Source organism: Achromobacter sp. ES-001 (assembly GCF_019448355.1).
GTDB classification, from domain to species: Bacteria; Pseudomonadota; Gammaproteobacteria; order Burkholderiales; family Burkholderiaceae_B; genus Achromobacter; species Achromobacter spanius_B.
The window spans coordinates 3078390-3097725 of the sequence record NZ_CP079940.1 but is presented as its reverse complement, the minus strand read 5'-3'; the positions used below and the strand labels follow the sequence as shown (position 1 = coordinate 3097725).

General features: G+C 64.4%; 12 protein-coding genes. 8 read left to right on the top strand and 4 right to left on the bottom strand.

Features of this window, described 5'->3' with window-relative positions; genetic code table 11:
• Nucleotides 1-127 precede the first annotated feature (127 nt).
• On the bottom strand, nt 128-3133 hold the full coding sequence (locus tag KYT87_RS13990; protein ID WP_219992493.1) for a PAS domain S-box protein: 3006 nt from the start codon (nt 3131-3133) through the stop codon (nt 128-130).
• Between the two features lie 452 nt (nt 3134-3585).
• Here KYT87_RS13990 and KYT87_RS13985 point away from each other — a divergent pair, with 452 nt between their 5' ends.
• The 5 genes from KYT87_RS13985 (at nt 3586) to KYT87_RS13965 (ending at nt 11101) form a co-directional block, all read left to right on the top strand.
• Nucleotides 3586-3906, top strand: a complete 321-nt coding sequence (locus tag KYT87_RS13985) for a flagellar transcriptional regulator FlhD (protein ID WP_219992492.1) — start codon at nt 3586-3588, stop codon at nt 3904-3906.
• 277 nt (nt 3907-4183) lie between these two features.
• Complete coding sequence (locus KYT87_RS13980) at nt 4184-6307, top strand: type VI secretion system Vgr family protein (RefSeq protein ID WP_219992491.1); 2124 nt, start codon at nt 4184-4186, stop codon at nt 6305-6307.
• Nucleotides 6308-6309: 2 nt separating this feature from the next.
• Nucleotides 6310-7284: a DUF4123 domain-containing protein gene (locus KYT87_RS13975; protein WP_219992490.1), complete on the top strand. Its 975-nt coding sequence runs from the start codon at nt 6310-6312 to the stop codon at nt 7282-7284.
• A complete protein-coding gene (locus tag KYT87_RS13970) occupies nt 7281-10061 on the top strand; it encodes a toxin VasX (RefSeq protein WP_219992489.1) in 2781 nt (926 codons plus the stop codon). Before KYT87_RS13975 ends, KYT87_RS13970 begins: the two co-directional genes overlap by 4 nt.
• Nucleotides 10055-11101 (top strand): hypothetical protein, encoded by a 1047-nt coding sequence (locus KYT87_RS13965; protein WP_219992488.1) that lies wholly within the window; start codon nt 10055-10057, stop codon nt 11099-11101. The genes KYT87_RS13970 and KYT87_RS13965 overlap by 7 nt, the downstream gene beginning before the upstream one ends.
• On the opposite strand, the gene KYT87_RS13960 is transcribed toward KYT87_RS13965, so the two are convergent.
• Entirely contained in the window at nt 11089-12357 is a 1269-nt protein-coding gene (locus tag KYT87_RS13960; protein WP_219992487.1) for an MFS transporter, read from the bottom strand. The two genes, KYT87_RS13965 and KYT87_RS13960, sit on opposite strands and share 13 nt — an antisense overlap.
• Nucleotides 12358-12464: 107 nt before the next feature.
• Here KYT87_RS13960 and KYT87_RS13955 point away from each other — a divergent pair, with 107 nt between their 5' ends.
• Together KYT87_RS13955 and KYT87_RS13950 are read left to right on the top strand one after the other, a co-directional pair.
• Nucleotides 12465-13385, top strand: coding sequence for a LysR family transcriptional regulator (locus KYT87_RS13955; protein WP_104143951.1), 921 nt, complete (start codon nt 12465-12467; stop codon nt 13383-13385).
• 126 nt (nt 13386-13511) lie between these two features.
• Complete coding sequence (locus KYT87_RS13950; protein WP_255594114.1) at nt 13512-15161, top strand: mucoidy inhibitor MuiA family protein; 1650 nt, start codon at nt 13512-13514, stop codon at nt 15159-15161.
• Between the two features lie 24 nt (nt 15162-15185).
• On the opposite strand, the gene KYT87_RS13945 is transcribed toward KYT87_RS13950, so the two are convergent.
• Entirely contained in the window at nt 15186-16403 is a 1218-nt protein-coding gene (locus tag KYT87_RS13945; protein ID WP_104143949.1) for an EAL domain-containing protein, read from the bottom strand.
• 304 nt (nt 16404-16707) lie between these two features.
• Here KYT87_RS13945 and KYT87_RS13940 point away from each other — a divergent pair, with 304 nt between their 5' ends.
• Nucleotides 16708-17841: a 3-deoxy-7-phosphoheptulonate synthase gene (locus KYT87_RS13940; RefSeq protein WP_120155501.1), complete on the top strand. Its 1134-nt coding sequence runs from the start codon at nt 16708-16710 to the stop codon at nt 17839-17841.
• A gap of 66 nt (nt 17842-17907) precedes the next feature.
• Here KYT87_RS13940 and KYT87_RS13935 read toward each other — a convergent pair whose 3' ends face one another.
• Complete coding sequence (locus KYT87_RS13935; RefSeq protein WP_120155498.1) at nt 17908-19146, bottom strand: FAD-binding oxidoreductase; 1239 nt, start codon at nt 19144-19146, stop codon at nt 17908-17910.
• Nucleotides 19147-19336 lie beyond the last annotated feature (190 nt).

Sequence of the window (19336 nt, the reverse complement as noted above, 5' to 3'; positions counted from 1 at the left end):
GTTGCCAGACCGGGTATTTTTTACCGGCGATTGCAGTGGGGACATGCAGCGGGGACATGCAGTGGGGACATGCAGCGGGGGACAGCAGCCCGGTGGCGAGGCTGCGCACGCCACCGGGCCGGTGTGACTACGCCGGACGAGCGTTCTCTGCGTCTGCGCGGGACTCATCAAGCATCCGCTGCACACGTTCACCCAGGACTTCAAGCGAAAACGGTTTCACGATGAGCTCGATGCCGTGCTCCAGAAAGCCCCCGCCCCGCGCCGCGCTTTCGGCGTAGCCCGTCATCAGCAAGACTTTCAACCCGGGGTGCGCGGCGCGCGCCGCATCGGCCAGTTGGCGGCCATTCAGGGCAGGCAGCCCCACGTCCGTGACCAGCAAGTCCATGTCGTGGGTATGCAGGACCAGTTCCAGCCCCGCCTCCCCGTCGGCGGCCGTCAACACCTGCATGCCAAGTTCAGCCAGGCATTCGCGCACCATCTCGCGCACATTGGCGTCGTCTTCCACCACCACCACCACCGACGGATTCGCGGCGTCCTGGGTGCGATGCGCAGCGGGTTCGTGGCGCAGCGTCGCGTCAGGCGCGCCTTCATAGCGGGGCAGCAGCAGCCGGACGGTCGTGCCCTGGCCCACGCTGCTTTCAAGCGTGGCCGTGCCGCCCGCCTGCTTGGCAAAGCCGTAGATCATGGACAAACCCAGGCCGGTGCCCTCGCCCAGCGGCTTGGTGGTGAAGAAGGGGTCGAACGCGTGGGCCAACACGTCTGGCGGCATGCCGCAACCCACGTCGCTGACCGACACTTCCACGAATTGCCCCGGGCTGATGCCGGGAAACGGACGCAGCGTGGTTTCGTCCAGGTGCGTATTACTGGCGGCCACGGTCAGCGTGCCGCCATTGGGCATGGCGTCGCAGGCGTTGATGACCAGGTTGAGCAGCGCATTTTCAAACTGGTTCCGATCGCAACTGACCGTCCACAGATCGGGTTGCAGATTGAATTGCAGCTGCACCCGTTCGCCGGTGTAGCGATGGAACAGGTCGGCCATCGATTGCAACGTGGGCGCCACGCTGAAGGGCTTGGGGTCAATGGGTTGGCGCCGCGAAAACGTCAGCAGCCGCTGGGTCAGGTGCGCGGCCCGGTTCGCGGAATCCATCGCCACGGTGATGAAGCGCTGGGCCTGCTCCGGCGTGCCGGCGGCGAGCTTGCGCTGGATCAGGTACAAGGCGCCCGTGATGCCCTGAAGCATGTTGTTGAAGTCGTGGGCGATGCCGCCGGTCAAGCGGCCCACGGCTTCCATTTTCTGCGACTGCCGCAGCGCCTGTTCGGTGTCGCGCAGCGTTTCTGCCTGCACCTTCAAATCCGTGTCGTCACGCCCGGTCATGTAAAGGCTGTCTTGCGACCAGGACATGCTCCAGGTAATCCACCGATACGTACCCTCGCGCGTCAGCAGGCGGTTTTCCATATGGCGCACGGCCTGCGTCGGGTTGCCCTGGGCGGCCTGCGCAATTGCCGCGCGCGTGGCGGCCTGGTCGTCCGGGTGGATCAATTCGGTCAGCCCCATGGACAGGAACTGTTCCGGCGTCCAGCCCAGGATGGGCCGCACGGCCGGGTTGACGCTGACGAAACGATCCTGCCCGTCCACCACCGCCAGCAACTCGGGCGACAAGCGCCAGATCCGGTCGCGTTCCGCGATGGCGTCCTCCACGCGCTGCTCCAGCGTGCGGGCGTATTGCGAGCGCTCGACCGCGTCGCACAAACGTTCGGATACCTCTTCGATGAAGGCAATGTCGCCAGCCTTGAGCCGGCTGCCTGCCTGCGGGCGTACCCACAGCGCCCCGTCCTGCCGACCCCAGCGGCGCATGGGCACCACGATGGCGGACGGCCGGACTTCACCATTCTGTTCGGCCACCATGGGTTGCAAATGCGCCGTGCGCCCCTTGCGCATCGCGGCCTGGAATTCTTCACCGAGCTGCTCGGGCGACAGCGCTTCGCGCGTTGCCAGGTCCGACTCGGACCGCCAACAAGCGGACAGCGTTGCCGGCTCGGTGTCGCCCGGCCAGTCCACCACGGCGACCAAACCCAGCGCCAGGTGCTGGCCCAGCCCCGCGCAAGCCGCATATTCGATCTCTGCCTGATGGTGCAATTCGCGCATGCGGTCCACCAGCGACAACAGGAAATTCTTGCGATGCTGTCCTTCCCAGAGTTCGGTTTCAGCGGCCTTGCGGGCCGTCACATCCAGGAACAACGCCATCATGCAATCATCGCCGTCCTTGCGGGCGCGGGCCTCGTACCACGCCTCTTTGGGCCCCGGCACGGCAAATTCAAACTGGGTTGGCTGCCCGGTTTCCACGACCTGGGCGAAGGCGTCCATGATCTGGCCCGGCACGCCGGGAATCATTTCGCGCAGCGTATGGCCCAGCGTGTCGCCCTCTTTCATGCCGCTTTGACGTTCAAAGGCCGGGTTGACCTCTAAAAAGCGGAAGTCCACGATGCGGCCGCTTTCGTCACGCAACGCCTCGCTAAGAAAGAAGGCCTCTTGCATGCCGTCGAACATGGCGCGCCAGCGCTCGCCGCTGGCGCGCAGGGCGGCTTCGGTCAGGTGCCTTTCGATGGCCAGCGCGGCGCTGCGCGTCACCAGCGCAATGGCGTCGATGTCATGGGCGGACGGCGAGCGCGCCACCCCGTAGTAATTCGAAAACACACCCAGCAGGCGCCCGTCCGGCGCCTTGATGGGCGTGGACCAGCAGGCGCGCAGTCCGTGCGCCAGGGCCAGCTCACGCCAGGGCTCCCAGTCCGGGTGCGACGCAATATCCTCGGCGTACACGGGGTTGCCCGTGTACGCCGCGGTGCCCCAAGAGGCCATGTTCGGGCCAATGGCGGTGCGCTGCACTGCCACGCTGAACTCGGGCGGCAAACTGGGAGCGGCGGTGTGCACCAGATATTTTCCGGTGTCATCCACCAGCGCAATGGCGGCCCGCAGCTGTACGCTGGACTGGGCCTCGATGGCGTGCAGTACGTGCTCCAACACGTGCGCAAGCGGCATACCGGCCGCAATGCGCTGCAACATAATCCGTTCATCTTCCAGACGGGCGAGCGTATCGGTCCACGGGAGGGATACGCGATCCTGCTTCTTCAACATTTCTGCCCCTTTACCAGCCAGTACTGTATTGCGGGGCCCCGCCGCGATGGCGAAACCCAAGGTAACGCAACGCTACCGATCCTGCCCCGTCCGGCGCCTCGGGTTTGTCCACCTGGCGCACTGATCGCTGCGCGCGCGTTATGCATGTGATGATCCCGCACCCGCCAGTATGCGCCGTCGCGCCAGCGTGCGGCTTGGCTAGTGGAGGATACGCGCGGCTCAGGCGCTCATCAATCCGGCGCAATGAGACGCCTTCTTTTTTGCGGCACGTCGGCCGGCCCCGACGACAAGGGAAATCCACTACTGACGCGTCCCGATGGCTTAAATATGATCGACTGACCATATCGGCACGGCAACCCGCCCCGGGTCTGCAATAGACGTTCGCGTCAGAACGCCGCGCGCCTTTCGCTCCGGTCGCGGCCGGCAAGCGGACTCCACGAGATGAGCGCCCGATGCCGAATTCGACCGAACTTCTGCGCGATATCCACGAAACCAACCTGATGTACCTGTTGCTGCTGCAACGCATGGCGCGCACCTGCGACGCCACGACGCTGGCCGGCATGCAGATGTCTCCGCGCGCCTGTCAGTGGCTGGCCGATCTGGAGCCGCACGCGCTGACCCGGCTGGCGCGCAGCAGCGTGCTGCTGGCACAGCTGAATGTAGCGCCGCACCTGCTACTGTCGGCGCTGAGCCGCGGCATGGACGCAACGCTGGCCGCCCGTGGCGAGGCGGCGGCCAGCCCGCCGCAAGCGGCGTTCAAGACCGAGGTTTGACGGCTTGGCGCGAGCCGTTTGCGGCCAGCCGAAGGCGCCGCCGGGCCAGAATTGACCCGATCGAGCCAAATTTGGCTCACTCTAAGCCATTGATCCATAAGTGCTTATTTTTTATCGGGCCAGATTTGGCCTGAATCTTGGGAAAAACTCGGGAATTCGAGCCCGATCGGCTGCTGCACGCTTGACGTAAGCCTCCTGATTTTTACGCAAGTGGATGATCTGAAAGGCTTTATTTTGTTGGCTCGTGGCTTGGCACGGATGTTGCATCAGCCCAGCCATGGCCCACTCATCCGACCTGCGTTTTACCTTCGTGCCCGCCGCCCGTGGCGTGGCGTTCGACGTTATTGAATTCACGCTGGACGAGGCGCTGTCCGAGACCTATCGGTTGGACCTTGAGCTATCCAGCTTCGACCCCGCCATCGACTTTGGCGCGCTGCTGGATCAAACAGCGTTGTTCACGCTATGGCGGGGCGATGCGCCCGTGCGCCACGTGCACGGCATCGTCACCGCCTTCGAGCAAGGCGACACCGGCTTTCGGCGCACGCGTTACCGCGCCGTGGTCGAACCGTCGCTGGCGCGCGCGGCGCTGTGTTCGGACTGGCGCATCTACCAGCAACTGTCCGTGCCGGAAATCCTGGCCGATGTCTTCAAGCGCCACGGCATTACCGACTACGAACAGGTCACCACCCACCACCACCTGGTGCGTGAATACTGCGTGCAGGCCGGCGAAACCGATCTGGATTTCGTGGCGCGCCTGGCCGCCGAAGAGGGCTACTTCCACCGCTACGCCCATACGGAAAATTCCCACCGCCTGATCCACGGCGACCGCATCTACATCCATGGCGAGATCGCCGGCGGGCCGGTCCTCTACAACCCGACGCCGGGCGGCGATCAACGCGAACCTGCATTGCATCGCTTCATCTACACCGAACAACTACGCACCGCCCGCCAGACGCAACGCGACTACACCTACACACACCCGCAGTATGACCAGGAACACACGCACGTCGCCGCCGACCTGCAACACCAAGACGGCCGCTACGAGCGCTACGACTACCCCGGCCGCTACAAGCGCGACGAGGCAGGCAAACCCTTCACGCAAAGCCGCCTGCTGGGCTTGCGCCGCGATGCGCGCATGGCCCAGGTGCACGGCGACGACGCACGGCTAATTCCCGGCGTGGCGTTCGACCTGACCGGCCACCCGCGTGATGACTGGAACCACGGCTGGCGCCCGGTGCGCATGCGCCACCACGGCATCCAGCACAGCAGCCAGGAAGAAGACGGCGCGGGCGCTGAACAAGGCACGCGCTACGGCTACACCGCCGACATCGTGCCCGACAAGGTCGATTGGAAACCCGAGCCCAGCCGCAAGCCGCTAGTGGACGGCCCGCAGATCGCCAGCGTGGTCGGCCCGCCCAATGAAGAAATCTACTGCGACGAATTCGGCCGCATCAAGGTGCAGTTTCCATGGGACCGGCTGGGGCAGAACAACGAACACAGTTCGTGCTGGATCCGCGTGTCGCAGAACTGGGCCGGCGCGGGCTGGGGCCACATGGCCATCCCGCGCATCGGCCAGGAAGTCATCGTCAGCTTTCTGGATGGCGATAGCTCGCAGCCGATCGTCACGGGCAGAACGCACCGGTCGATCAACCCGCCGCCCTACGAGCTGCCGCGCCACAAAACGCGCATGACGATCAAAAGCCAGACGCACAAGGGCGAGGGCTATAACGAGCTGCGCTTTGAAGACGAACGGGATCAGGAAGAGATCTACATCCACGCGCAGAAAGACCAGAACATCCACGTCAATCACAACGAGACCACCTTCGTCGGCAACGACCGCAGCGAACAGGTCGAGCATGACGAAACCATCACCGTCGGCCACGACCGCAGCGAATCGGTGGGCAGCGATGAACAGGTCCACATCGGCCAGGACCGCCGCCACACCATCGGCCAGGACGACTTCCTGACCATCGACCGCAACCACACCATCGCCACCGGCCGGGACCGTACGGAAGACGTGGGCAACAACCGCCGCGACAAGACTGTGGCCAATCACTGGATCGAAACGGGCGGGCATGTGGAACATAAGGTGCAGGGGCATTTCCAGGTGCATGCGGGCGAGCGGATCGAGGGCAAGACGGTCACGCTGGAATTGCAGGCCGCGCAAAGCGTGGTGATCAAGGGGCCGGGCGGCACCATCAACATCGACGATTCGGGCATCACGCTGGACGCAGGCGCCCTTGTATTCAAAGGGCCCATCAATCAGCAATCCGGCGCGGCCAGCGGCCCGTCGATGGCGGGCGCCGCTACCCCAGGGCTTGCCATGGACCTGCTTTGCGCATTGCGCGCCGACGGCACCTGCCCCCGTGTGCCCTGCCCTTGCGGCATGCAAGGAGCCTGACGATGTCCTTCCCGGAACATGCCGGCTGGCCCCGTCAAACCGTCCGCGTCGTGCAAGCCCCCAGCATGGACAGCCTGGCCGACGATCGCGCGAGCGCGGATACGAATTCTTGCCCTGGCTACGGCTCTGCCTCTGCCTGGCTTTGGTTGGATGGCGCACGGTCTGCCACGCTGGAACACGAGGTGTCGTCATTGCAGTCCGGCGTGGATCGTCACTGGTTATGGCGCGGCACCGATTGGGAATACCAGCCGCCGGGATATCGCCATGGTCCGTTGCTGACGCCCGTCACCGCGCCGCTGCTGCAAGCTTTTATTGACGATTGGGCCCCCAGGCAAATGGGTGTGCTGTTGTTTGCCGGCGATGACGCGCCGGCAAGTGCACACTTGAAGCACCTGCGTCTGATGCGGGCGCCCGATGGCTTGCCCATGCGATTCAACCTGACGGCCACGCGCCAGTTGGAAGAGCTTTGCGAAGGTCTGCCTGCCGATCGCCTGGCGCAATTGCTGGGGCCGATACAAAGGCTGATCTGGCGCACCGCCGACGACGCGGGCGCGCTATGGCTGCAAGCCGATGTTCCTGTTCCGAATGAAACCGCGCCCGACCCTAGGGGCTTTGCGTTGTCGACGATTGAGGAAGACGCGGTCAACCGCGCCAGCTTTGCCTGCTTCATGCGCGAGGCCGTGCGCCGCCACGTGCCTGCCGATATGGCGACCAAGCACCCGGCCGCCCACGCCAAGCTGCTGCATCAGATCGCGCTGTTTACCGACGAAGCCGGGCTGATCAACCTGCGGCTCGAACGCGACATTCATCACTACATCGAATTGCGCCTCTACTTTCCCCAATTGCCATTCGAGAAAGATGCCGAATTGCGCGCCAATCTGGCCCGCCGCGACGAATCCGGGCTGTTGCGCCTGAACCACGCTGAATACCGCTTGAACACGATCACCGCCGCGATGGCATCAGGAAAGCAATCATGATTCATCTGCAATGTCCCAAGGCGCTGCAACCGCCCCACCCCAGCGCCAAGATACTGGGCAAGGCGATATCCCCGCCGCCTTGCCAGCGTGGCATCCCCTTGTATCCCTTGCGCTATGGCATCACGGACAAGCCCTTTGATGCCAAGGTGTTCCCTACGCTAAGTACCGTCGGCTATCCGGCGTTGAGCGAGGGCAAAGCCTACGGCTTGCGGGTACTGCGGCCACGCAGCTATGTCTACCTGTTTGTGCGCCAGAGCGGACGCATGTGGACGATCCACTATCAGGTCACCGACAACATCCGCTTCGCGCCTATCTGGTGGACCGAAGCGGACTACAAAGGCGACGTGCCGGGCCGCGCGGCCGTACCGGACGAAACGGGCGCAGCGCGCTACCTGCTTGCGCCTCCTGACCTGCAAGACGAGACCGTGCATGTCATGGTCAGCGACACGCTACTGAGCCACGCCGCGCTATGGACCATTGAAAACAACAAAGAAAGTTGGCGCAGCCTGCTGGCCACCCCCGTAAAAATTGCGGGCGGCAAGCAAGCGCACGTCTTTCCCGCTACCTTGCTGCCAGAAGTCCGCGAACTGTCCCAGACCGTGCTGCGCCAGTATCCCTGGAGTGAAAGCCGGCCACACACCGACGGCGTCCTGTCCACCCAGAACGCCATGACGGCCGCGACGCGGCCCCGCACGGACATCCAACCCCAAGCCGTTGTCGTGCAGGATCTGGCCGGGATGCTAAGTGAATTGAACATGCTGGTGGGCAGCAGGCTGGCGGATTTGCAGAGCTACGGCGCCGACGCGGCTCACAAGCTGCGGGTGTCCCAGATGATCGATCAGTTGGGCAATCTGGCCGGCGATGAGGCCGGACACCAAACCCTACGAAATGACCCTATCGGCAGCGCCATGGGGCCGGGTGTCACCGGCCCGGACGTCCTGGCCTCTCGCGACCGCGCCAACCAGGCGCGCCTGGCCGCGTACCGCAAGCGCACTATGCACGCTCGAAATGCCGCACGCGCCCACTTCGTCGAACACCACCCCAAGCAGCTGCAAGCGCACGCCGACGACGTCGTCCGTGCCGCCGCCGATCTTTGGGCGTTGTTCAACAGCCAGCGCAAAGCCTACGACGCCATCATCGACGTGCACGCGCCCGACACCCAGGGCTATCTGGACCTGCGCTGCCTTGCGGGGCACACCCTGCCCGCCCTGATCCACTGCACAGCCGGCAAGGACTTCTTGCTGGCGCAAGTCGAACCCGACGGCCCGGTGGGCTTATTGCAAAAAGCCGTGCTGGGCGCGCCGGAAGTCGTCAGCTACGCCAAGCTGGCCAGCGGCACCGTCCGCCAGGCAGCGGTCAATGCGTCCTTGGCCGCGCTGCAAAAAGTGCTGGAGACGCTACCGGCGGACGGCGCATCCAGTCAGCTGAGCGTGATGCTGGGCGCCTTGGTCGCGCACGGCCAATTGAAATCGCCCGGCGCATTCTGGACCAGTGTGTACCGCCCGATCATGGAAGTGCTGGACGGCGCCTTGGCGCGCGCCCACGACGTACCGCTGCGCGAAGTGGGCAATTGGGTGCGAAACAGCATGGGCCTCACCGGCGTCAACGGCTTTCGTCCACAGACCGTCGACCGCGCCGTGCAGACCCTTGTCACCTTGTATGACACCGAGGACGTGCAGGAGCGCGTGGAGCAATGCCGAAAATTGCCCGGGCGCTTGCGCTTCTGGCACAACGCCCGCCTGGCGCTAGGCGGCGTCGCGGCGTTCGCCACGGTGTACAGCGCGGGCGAAGCATTCAAGGCGCTGGGGCGTGAGGATGGATTGACTTTGGGGAATGCGCTGAATGCGACTGGCAAGGTTTTGGGGGTGGGCGCCGCTGGGGCGACGATGACGAGGTTTTGGTTTGAGAAACAGCGCGACTTGGCGAAGGTGCGGGGGGAGACGGGGGTGGCTGCTGCGTTTGATGGGGCGGCCAAGAAATGGGAATTGCGAGCGATTGGGGTGGCTGCTGTGGCCGCAATCGCGATTGGCGCAAAGGACTGGTGGCAGGCCGCCGTGCAAGAGCGCGGCCAAGTGGCGACCATCAGCTTCGTCAGTGGCTCAGTGCAATTTGCCGCTGGGGGGATTGGCTTCTTGCACCTGTGGGGAAAATTACGTCCTTGGGAGGTAAATAGATTGGCCAGATCAAGCTCATTACTGTTGAAAGGCACAACTGGAGTGGCTCGGCTTAACTCCGGCACGATCGGGTGGATCCTTCTTGGAATCGAAGCGCTTTATCTCGGCCTTCGCCACCTCCACCAAACCACGGTCGACGAGGCGAGGGTCGAGACATGGATCCGACGTAGCGTATGGGGCATGCCAGGCGGGCTTGAGCCCTTTGCTAGCGATGAAGAAGAGCTGCAAGAATTCCATCGCTTGTTCCAGGCGCCCAGCATGCAAAACGACATCGACGTAATGAAGGTCTTGGCTCCTTCCCTCAAATCGGGGCTAGCGACGGTATTAGGAGTGCCGGACGACGTCCGTTCGGTTTCCGTCTTCTTGCCAGGATGGCGGTCGCAAATCAGCCAGTACTCGATCAGCCAGCAGCAGGCCCCGCGCCTGGGCGAGTTCTCAGGCCGCGAGGTGCGTTACGACGACCCGGACCGAGTGACCGTGATAAACGGTGTCGGCGTCGTCAAAATTGCCACGAACGCCCTGTTCGGCACGACGACGGTGAACTATCGCCCCAATGGTTTCACGGACGCCGACTACGAGATGGAGGCCAGCTCGTCATGGTGAAAAAGCTTCGCGCCATCGACCCCGCCACCATCCCGGACGCCGCAGTCGAATTCAAGCGTCAATGCGCACGTCTCGACGAAAGCTTGTATTTCGCCGCCCTGCCCGACATTCGCTACGCCATGGATCCGGAGCAGCTATGGCTGACCGAAGACGTGTCCGATCCAGAGCAGTTCAACGAGCAATATATTGAGCCGCGCATGGAAGGGCAGATTACCTTTCTGCTGCAACTGTCGACGCTGGGTGTGTCCATGTCCGTGACCATCGTGTTCATTCTGGCCCCCCTGTTCGGGGAGTACCAGCACAAGGGCGCCCTCATCTGTATTCCTTTTTTACTGATGGCGGCGGCGGGTTTATGGTTAGGAACCAATTCTGCCATGTCGCGCATCCGATTTAATCGGCAAGCGCAATTGGTGCACGTCTCTTATGGCGATACGGTGCTGCACTTGCCATGGCGCGATGTGCGGCCCTACACCGAATTCGGGCACGGTTACACGCTACGCTTATGTTTCCCGCAGCCTTATCTTGAGACGATGCAAATGCCGTCCCAGGATCCCGAGAGCATCAGAAAGAGTAAAAGGCCGTTTATCGTCGGAGGCGACTTTGACGTGCATGATCAGACGTGTTTCGACAACAACCTTCACCGGCTGGAGTTCATCCGCCGCTATATGGAGCACGGGCTGAAGGCAATTCAAGCCGACCCAAAATTTGTCGAGCAAGGCCTTGTCCGTAAACCCACCGGTGACAACAACGTCACCAGAACGGGCGGATGGAGCGATATCTTCAACATCTACGACATCCTCTTCAACCTCTTCACCCTCAAGCCTCTTCTCGACCGCTGGATCAAGCACAAAGCCAGCACCTTTCGCTGGCCGGAAGAAGTCGAACGCCTATGCACCCCGGGCTCCGATCTATCCGCCTACGACACGCGCCCCGTCAAGTCCAGCGCCCGCTACTTCTATCGCTACGCTGGGATGGACAAGGGTGTGATCTTTGTCGACCACAAGGGGCGGCAGGTTCAGCCGCGCAATCAAGCCGGTTGACCTGCGTCCCCGCGACGTGCGCCGCTGGTGCGCCAGGCCAGGCCGGCGCTGATGGCCAATGCCAATGCCAACAAACCGCCGGCCATCGCGGCCACGCCCGGCCATTGCTGGGCAGCCCAGAAGTGGCCGCCCCAGGCGCCCAGCACGCTGGACCCCACGTAATACACCAGCAGGTACAGCGATGCGGCCAGTGCCTTGTAGCCTCGGGCCATCTGGCCCACCCAGCCGCTGGCGACCGCATGCGCCGCGAAGAAGCCGAAGGTAAACACCACGATACCGGCGATCAGGATGGGCAAGGAGTCCGACAAGGTCAGCAGCAACCCGGCCAGGGCCAGAGCCGTCGCGGCGGACAGCATGGCGCCCCGGCCGTGGCGGTCGGCAAGGCGGCCGAAAAACGTCGAGGCAAAGATGCCGACCAGATACACGACGAAGATGAAGCCGATGAAGGTCTGGCTTAGCGAAAACGGCGGCAGCAGCAGGCGGAAGCCCACGTAGTTGTAGACCGTGACAAACGCGCCCATCAGCAGGCCGCCCATGGCGAACAACGCGCACAAGGGCCCGTTCTTCAGGTGCGCGCCGACACCGGCCCGCACATCGCCCAGCACACCGGCCCAGCCACGCCCGCGTTGCGGCGTGAAGCGGCGCGAGGCGGGCAGCAACCACATGAACAGTGCCGCGGCCACGATGCCCACGACCCCCAGCGTGCCCATCGCGGCGCGCCAGCCAAAGTGATCCGAAACCAGCCCGGTGATGACGCGGCCGGACAGCCCGCCAAACGCGCTTCCGCTGATATACAGGCCCATCACGAAGCCCAGCGTGTCCGGTTCGACTTCCTCGGCCAGGTAGGCCATGGCGACGGCGGGGACGCCGCCCATCGCCACGCCTTGCAGCGCGCGCAGCGCCAACAGGCTGTGCCAGTCGGGCGCCACGGCCGCGATTGTGCCCAGCGCGGCGGAAGCCAGCAATGACCAGGCCATGACGCGCTTGCGCGGCAATGCTTGGGAGAACAGGCCAACAAAGAAGATCGCGATCGCCAGCAAGCCGGTGCACAAGGACAGGACCAGGCTGCTTTGCGCGGGCGACACGCCGAAGGCGCCAGTGAACAGCGGCATCAGTGGCTGCACGCAATACAACAGCGAAAACGTGGAAAAGCCCGCTGCGAACAAGGCCCATTGCGCGCGATGCAGTTCTGGCGTGCCGCGCGCCAGATAAGGGGCGGGCGTGGGGGTGGGAGAACTGGCGCTAGGGGCAGACATGGGAAATCTCTGAAAGACAAGCGGGCGACGCGCCCGCAGATCAAAAGTAGACTTTTCGCCTTGATATGTCCAATATATGAAACCCCTACCGTCCATACTTTAAAACGATGGAATTACGACATCTGCGCTATTTCACTGCGGTGGCCGAAGAATTGCATTTCACGCGGGCAGCGGCGCGCCTGGGAATTGGCCAGCCGCCGTTGAGCCAGCAGATACAGCAGTTGGAACGCGAAATCGGCACACCGCTATTTCTCCGGCTTCCCCGCGGCATCGAGATGACCGAAGCCGGCGCCCAGTTCCTGGAAGACGCCCGCGCCATTCTTGCCAGCGCCGACCGCGCGATAGACACGGCCCGGCGGCTGGGACGAGGCGAGCGCGGCGCGATCACCGTGGGCTTCACGGCATCGGCCGTATTCCACCCGTACCTGCCTCGCGCCATTCGCGCTTATCGCGACCGCTATCCCGACGTGCGCATCACCTTGACGGAAAGCAACACCATTTCACTGCTGCGCGGGCTGCGCGTGGGCGAGGTAGACATCGCCTTTGTACGGCCGCCCTACTTGCTGGACGCGGAATTTGAATCCGAACGCGTCCTGGACGAACCCATGCTGGTCGCCCTGCCGCCCGATCACGCCTTAAGCCGCCGCCGCAGCGTACCGATTGCGGCGCTGGCCGACGAGGACTTCGTGCTGTACCCGCGCCCCATCGGCGCCGGCCTGTACGACGCCATCCAGTCCGCCTGCCAGCGCGCGGGCTTTGCACCGCGCGTCATTCAAGAGGCGCCGCAAATGGCGTCCATCGTCAGCTTGGTGGCAGCCGGCGTCGGCATTTCCATCGTGCCCGCCGCCATGCGCCACATGGGCGCGCAGGGCATTGAGTATCGCCCCATCAAGGGCGACGCCCCGCACGCTTTGCTGGACATGGCCTACCGCCGCCATGACCGGTCCATGGCCGCAGGCAACGCCGTGTCGTTGCTGCGCCAACTGGCCCATCCCGAACGCGCGCAGCCGGCCGCATCGCCGCCGTAGTGCCCTGTCGCGTTTGTCATCTTCTGTAAAGCACGCGCCTTGGACACCAGAGTAAATTGCGCTACCGCTGATCCGTCCCTGAGCCGGGACGCAGCTTCAGATATCAACCTTTTCAAAGGTGAACCCGTGCGACGTACTCTCCTGGCCTTGGCCCTTGCAACGATTCCCGGCTTGGGCGCAGCCGCCGCGCTGACCTCCGCCATCGGCGCAGTGACGGTCTATCAGGACCGTGCGGTCGTCACGCGCTCGGCCACCAGCGAGTTGGCGGCGGGCGAGCATGAGCTGACCCTGGAAAACCTGCCCGCATCATTGCAGGAGAATTCCCTGCAAGTGTCGGCCAAAAGCACCGGCCAGGCTTCGTTGCTGGACGTCAAGGTGCGCGACGCCTTCAACGCCGACACGGCCAACGAACGCGTTCGCGCCTTGCAAGAGCAGGTGCGCAAGCTGGAAGGTCAGATGGCCGAGCTGGATGACGAGGCCGCCGTGCTGGACAACCAGCGCGAGCTGGTCTTGATGATGCAGCGCGGCGCTACCGAACCCTCCAAGGACAGCGCCCGGCTGACCTTGGAAGAACTCAAGGCCATCCAGACGCTTAGCGCGGACAGCCTGGCCAAGGCCCTGGCCGGACTGCGTCAGGTCGCAACGCGCAAAGAAGCGCTGGAACGCGAGCTTGCCGCATTGCAAAACCAGCTGAACGTGGTGCAAGGCCAGATGAGCCGCCGCACCAAGACCGTTACGTTGCGGGTCAACCTGGCGCGTGCGGGCAAGGTCGACCTGGCAGTGTCGTACGCCGTCGGCGGCGCGCGCTGGACGCCTGCCTATGACGCCCGCCTGCGTCCCGCCGACCGCAGCGTGGATCTGGGTTACTTCGGCGTCATTCGCCAGAATTCCGGCGAAGACTGGAACAACGTCAAGTTGACGTTGTCCACTGCCCGGCCCGCCTTGGGCGGTGGCGCGCCGACCTTGCAACCGTGGATCATCGATGTGGCCGCCCCACCGCCTCCGCCGCCGCGCCCCATCGCCGCGCCCGCGCCTGCCGTATCCAGCGAAATGGCCATGAAGCGCGCGCCGCGCGGCGCCAGCCAGGCCTATGCCGAAAGCGCACAGGCCGACGTCATGCCGGAACCGATCGACGTGCGCACCGCGCAGGTACAAAACGAGGCCACCAGCGCCTCGTTCCAGATCCAGAACCCGGCCACGCTGCCCTCGGACAACTCTACCCAGCGCGTGGCGATCGCAACCGCCAAGCTGCCGGCCACCCTGCAATATCAATCCACGCCCGCGCTGCGCGAAGCGGTATTCCTGACGGCGCAGGCCAGCAACAACACCGATTTTCCGTTCCTGGCCGGCCCGCTCAACACCTTCCTGGATGACGCGTTCGTCGCGTCCAGCGCCATGAAGGCGGTGATGCCGGGCGAAAAGGTCGAACTGGCGATGGGCGCCGACGACGGCATCTCGATCAAGCGCCAGCTGGTCACCCGCTACACCGAAAGCACGGGTTTTTCGGGCAGCGGCAAGCGGGTGACCTACGAATACAAGATCACGGTCAAGAACAACAAGGCCACCAAGGAACAGGTGTCGTTCAAGGACCGCCTGCCGGTCTCGCGCAACGAGAAAATCGTCGTCAAGCTGCTCTCGCCCGCCGACCGCGACATCAAGCGCGAAGAAGACGGCAAGCTGATCTGGGAATGGGACCTTGAACCGGGCAAATCGCGCGAGACCGTTCTGAAGTTCTCGATCGACTATCCCGGCGACATCGACGTGTCCGGCATCTGATTGCCCCGCCCGCCGCCGGCCGCTTCAGTGCTGGCGGCAGAATTCGATGAACGCTTGCGGCTCCAGGGGGATGGACAGGCCATAGCCCTGGGCCACGTCGCAACCCAGCTCGCGCAGCAGTTGCAGGTCGCGTTCCTGCTCGACCCCTTCGGCGACCACGCGCCGGCCCAGCACCCGGCCCATTTCGATGGCCGCGGCCACCACCGCGCGCGATGCGGCTTCGCGGTGCATGTGGACGATAAAGTCCCGGTCGATCTTGAGTTCTGTAAAAGGCATGGCGGAAAACAGCCGCATCGAGGCGATGCCCGCGCCGAAGTCGTCCATGGCCAGTTCAAAGCCGCGCACGCGCAGCAGGTTCAACGCGGAAGACAGCGCCAGCCAATCGTTGACGGGCTCGTCCTCGGTCAGTTCAATCTTGATCAAGCGCGCCGGCAGTCCCGCCTGCGCTACGCGCTTTTCCAGCACGGCCGGCATATCGCGAGAACACAGCGTGGACGCCGATGCGTTAATGGCGATGGGCACGGCGATGCCTTCGGCGTGCAGCGTTTTCTGCACCTCCAGCACGCGATCCGTCACGCGCAGAAACAGCATGCGATCCATGCCCAGGCGATGCGCGGCCGGCACAAAATCCACGGCGGATATGGCGCCCAGCTCGGGATGATCCCAACGCGACAGCGCTTCGGCGGCCAGCACCTTGCCGGTGGACAGGCTCATTTGCGGTTGCAACACCACGCTCATGCCCACGCCCGTGATCAAGGCCCGGCCAAGTTCGGCCTCGACCACTTCGCGGCGGATGGATGGGTGCTGGGGCGTCGTCACGTCCTCGGCGGCAAGCCCAGCCTTGATGGCCTGGTGCATGGCCGTGCGGGATACCGGCTTGGACAGCGCCTGCGCCGACGGGCAGCCGGCTTGCAGCGCCAGCCGTACATGTGACTGCAACAGCTCTTCGCTCAGGCTGCTGATCCAGATGATGGGAGGCATGCTTTTTAGCCGGCCCACATCCACCAGGCGCCGCAATTCGTTGGGCATGTGGGTGCCGTCGCCGTCGCTCATCACGATGTCGCTGATGACCAGGTCGTAGTACTGCCGGCTTAACGCGCTAACCGCTTCCGTGCTGCTGCCCAACCCGGCAACCCGCCGATATCCCAACGCCAGCAGCATGTTCTGCAGATAAGCACGTTCAACGGGGTGATCTTCAACGAGAAGAATTCGTCGAGCGGCTCCGGCGTCGGTTTTTGGCATTCGTTTTCGTCCTAGCTTATAGGTCGAGCCCTGGCAGGCGGCCGCTGGTTCTGTTCGGGTTCCCATGCTACGGCATTCACTTGCGATCTGTCGTCGACGGCAAAGGGCTAAGGCAATTTCCGGGCCGATAGGCGTAGGTTTAAGAACACCCTGGCCGCAATTGCCTCGTCCCGTTGTCCACGCACAACGCACCGGCTCGTCCAGACGGACGCCGCCCCGCCGCCCGGGGGTGGGCGCGCGGGTGCGATAATGGCCGCCTTTACGCATCTTGCGCAGCTTGCGCAACCACGGCACGGAGCTTCCCTTGACCCGCATTGACGACCCCCAGCACGACCGCGAGGTCGGCACGGCCGACTCGACCCAGGACAACACGCGCACCGACGACACCCGCATCAGCGCCGTTCGTCCCCTGATTTCGCCCGCGCTCCTGCAGGACGAACTGCCCGTATCCACCGCTATCCAGACGCTGGTCGAGGAAAGCCGCGCGCAGATCGCCAACGTGCTGCACGGCCGCGACGACCGCCTGCTGATCGTCGTGGGCCCCTGCTCCATTCACGACCATGGCCAGGCCATGGACTACGCGCGCCAATTGCGCGCCGCCGTCGATCAGCACAAGAAAGACCTGCTGATCGTCATGCGCGTGTACTTTGAAAAGCCGCGCACCACGGTGGGCTGGAAGGGTTACATCAACGATCCGCGCCTGGATGGCAGCTTCCGCATCAACGAAGGCCTGCGCCGCGCGCGCGAACTGTTGCTGGACATCAGCGGCCTGGGTTTGCCGATTGCCACCGAATTCCTGGACCTGCTCAGCCCGCAGTACATCGCTGACCTGATCGCCTGGGGCGCCATCGGCGCGCGCACCACCGAAAGCCCCAGCCACCGCCAGCTGAGCTCGGGCCTGAGTTGCCCGCTGGGGTTCAAGAATGGTACCGACGGCGGCGTGCAGATCGCGGCCGACGCCATGGTTGCCGCCAGCGCCAAGCACGCGTTCATGGGCATGACCAAGATGGGCATGGCCGCCATTTTCGAGACGCGCGGCAACCAGGACACGCATGTGATTTTGCGCGGCGGCAAGCAAGGCCCCAACTATGACGCAGCCAGCGTCGACGCCTGTTGCGCCGCCCTGCGCGCCGCCGGCCAGCGCGAACAGGTCATGATCGACTGCTCGCACGCCAACTCCAACAAGTCGCACCTGCGCCAGATCGACGTGGCCAACGACATCGCCGCGCAGCTGGCGCAAGGCGATGCGCGCATCACCGGCGTCATGATCGAAAGCCATCTGGAAGAAGGCCGCCAGGATCTGAAGCCCGGCCAACCGCTGCGCCGTGGTGTGTCGATCACCGACGCCTGCCTGGGCTGGAGCCAGACCGAACCGGTGCTGGAAACGCTGGCACAGGCGGTGCGCCAGCGCCGCTTGAAAGTGGCCGGTACGGCGTAAACACACGCCCACGGGGGGGGGCCGTCAACGCGACTGCCCTGCCCCACCGCCACCCCTGCCGCTTGCTTAGCGGCGCAATGCGTAAGGCGCGGGGTCCATGTCCGGCGTCTGGCCGGTGATCAGGCTGGCAAGCAGCTTGCCGGTCACCGGGCCCAACGTGAAGCCATGATGCGCGTGGCCGAAGGCCATCCACAACCCCTTATGCCCAGGCGCGGGGCCGATCACCGGCCTCATGTCGGGCATGCAAGGCCGGCAACCCATCCACGGTTCCTGCTCCACCGCCGCGCCCAGGGGCAGCAATTGCCCAGCCAATACCCGCGTACGCTGGATCTGGATGGGCGACGGCGGCGCATCCCGATGCGCAAACTCGGCCCCCGTGGTCAGTCGCACGCCCCGCGTCATCGGCGTCACCACAAAACCGCTGTCGATGTCCGCCACCGGATGCGACAAGGTCGCGCCCGCGTCCAGCGCAAAGTGCTGGTGATAGCCGCGCTTGACCGCCATGGGAATGCGGTAGCCCAGCGGCCGCAGGATATCCAGCGACCACGGGCCCATCGCCACCACTACATCGCGCGCCTGGATCCGGCCGTCGTCGGCCTGCACCTGCCAACGCCCGGCGCCCGAGCCCTGAAGGGTGCGGGCGTCGCCGCGTACCAGTTGTCCGCCCCGTTGTTGAAACAGCGCCGCGTAGCCGCGCGTGACGGCGCCGGGATCCGACACGTTGACGGGGTCCAGCCAATGCACGGCACCCACCGCCCGCGCCGACAGGGACGGCTCCAGCGCCGTCAAGGCCTGCCGGTCCAGTACGCGGTAGTTCAGCGCATACGGCGCCAGCGCCTCGGCGTCGGCGATTGCCTGCGCCAGGCCGGCTTCGGTGCGCGCGGCGTCAATCCAGCCATTGCGGCGAAACAGCGGCGCCAGATTCGCGTCGTCTTTAAGCGCGTCGTGCTCGGCCACGCTGCGCTCGATCAGCGGCAGCATCGCCTCGGCCGCACGCGCCAGCCGCGTTGGCGACGAATGCCACCAATAACGCAGCAGCCATGGCGCAATGCGCGGCAGAAAGCGCACGTGGTAGCTGACGTCGGGCGTGTTGTTGCGGGCATAGCGCCACAGGCTGCGCCAATCCCGGGGAAAGGCGTACGGAATCACGCTTGCCCGTTCGATCAGGCCCGCGTTGCCATAGCTGGTTTCTTCGCCAGGCCCCTTTCGGTCCAGCAGCACCACCGAACGGCCGCGCGCCAAGAGATGCAGGGCCGTACTGACGCCGACTATGCCCGCGCCCAGAACCACAACGTCTGTTTTCATGCGCCGAATTCTGCGCTTGCGCCCCCATGTTCGGCAAGCGACGCGCATCGTAGAATCGCGCTCGTCGCTCCCCTCATCAAATTCCCGCTGCTTCGGCAAACATCTGAAACAATTGGTATCATGCGCGTCGGCATGGCCGCGTTGACCGTACGCGCCAGCCTCTTCAGATTGCCGGACGCCGTTGTCCGGG

What these genes read in the sequence shown, in the direction of transcription:
- KYT87_RS13985 (WP_219992492.1), top strand. Translation starts at nt 3,586, where the DNA reads ATGCCGAATTCGACCGAACTTCTGCGCGATATCCACGAAACCAACCTG.
- KYT87_RS13960 (WP_219992487.1), bottom strand. Translation starts at nt 12,357, where the DNA reads ATGTCTGCCCCTAGCGCCAGTTCTCCCACCCCCACGCCCGCCCCTTAT.
- KYT87_RS13975 (WP_219992490.1), top strand. Translation starts at nt 6,310, where the DNA reads ATGTCCTTCCCGGAACATGCCGGCTGGCCCCGTCAAACCGTCCGCGTC.
- KYT87_RS13965 (WP_219992488.1), top strand. Translation starts at nt 10,055, where the DNA reads ATGGTGAAAAAGCTTCGCGCCATCGACCCCGCCACCATCCCGGACGCC.
- KYT87_RS13955 (WP_104143951.1), top strand. Translation starts at nt 12,465, where the DNA reads ATGGAATTACGACATCTGCGCTATTTCACTGCGGTGGCCGAAGAATTG.
- KYT87_RS13935 (WP_120155498.1), bottom strand. Translation starts at nt 19,146, where the DNA reads ATGAAAACAGACGTTGTGGTTCTGGGCGCGGGCATAGTCGGCGTCAGT.
- KYT87_RS13990 (WP_219992493.1), bottom strand. Translation starts at nt 3,133, where the DNA reads ATGTTGAAGAAGCAGGATCGCGTATCCCTCCCGTGGACCGATACGCTC.
- KYT87_RS13970 (WP_219992489.1), top strand. Translation starts at nt 7,281, where the DNA reads ATGATTCATCTGCAATGTCCCAAGGCGCTGCAACCGCCCCACCCCAGC.
- KYT87_RS13980 (WP_219992491.1), top strand. Translation starts at nt 4,184, where the DNA reads ATGGCCCACTCATCCGACCTGCGTTTTACCTTCGTGCCCGCCGCCCGT.
- KYT87_RS13945 (WP_104143949.1), bottom strand. Translation starts at nt 16,403, where the DNA reads ATGCCAAAAACCGACGCCGGAGCCGCTCGACGAATTCTTCTCGTTGAA.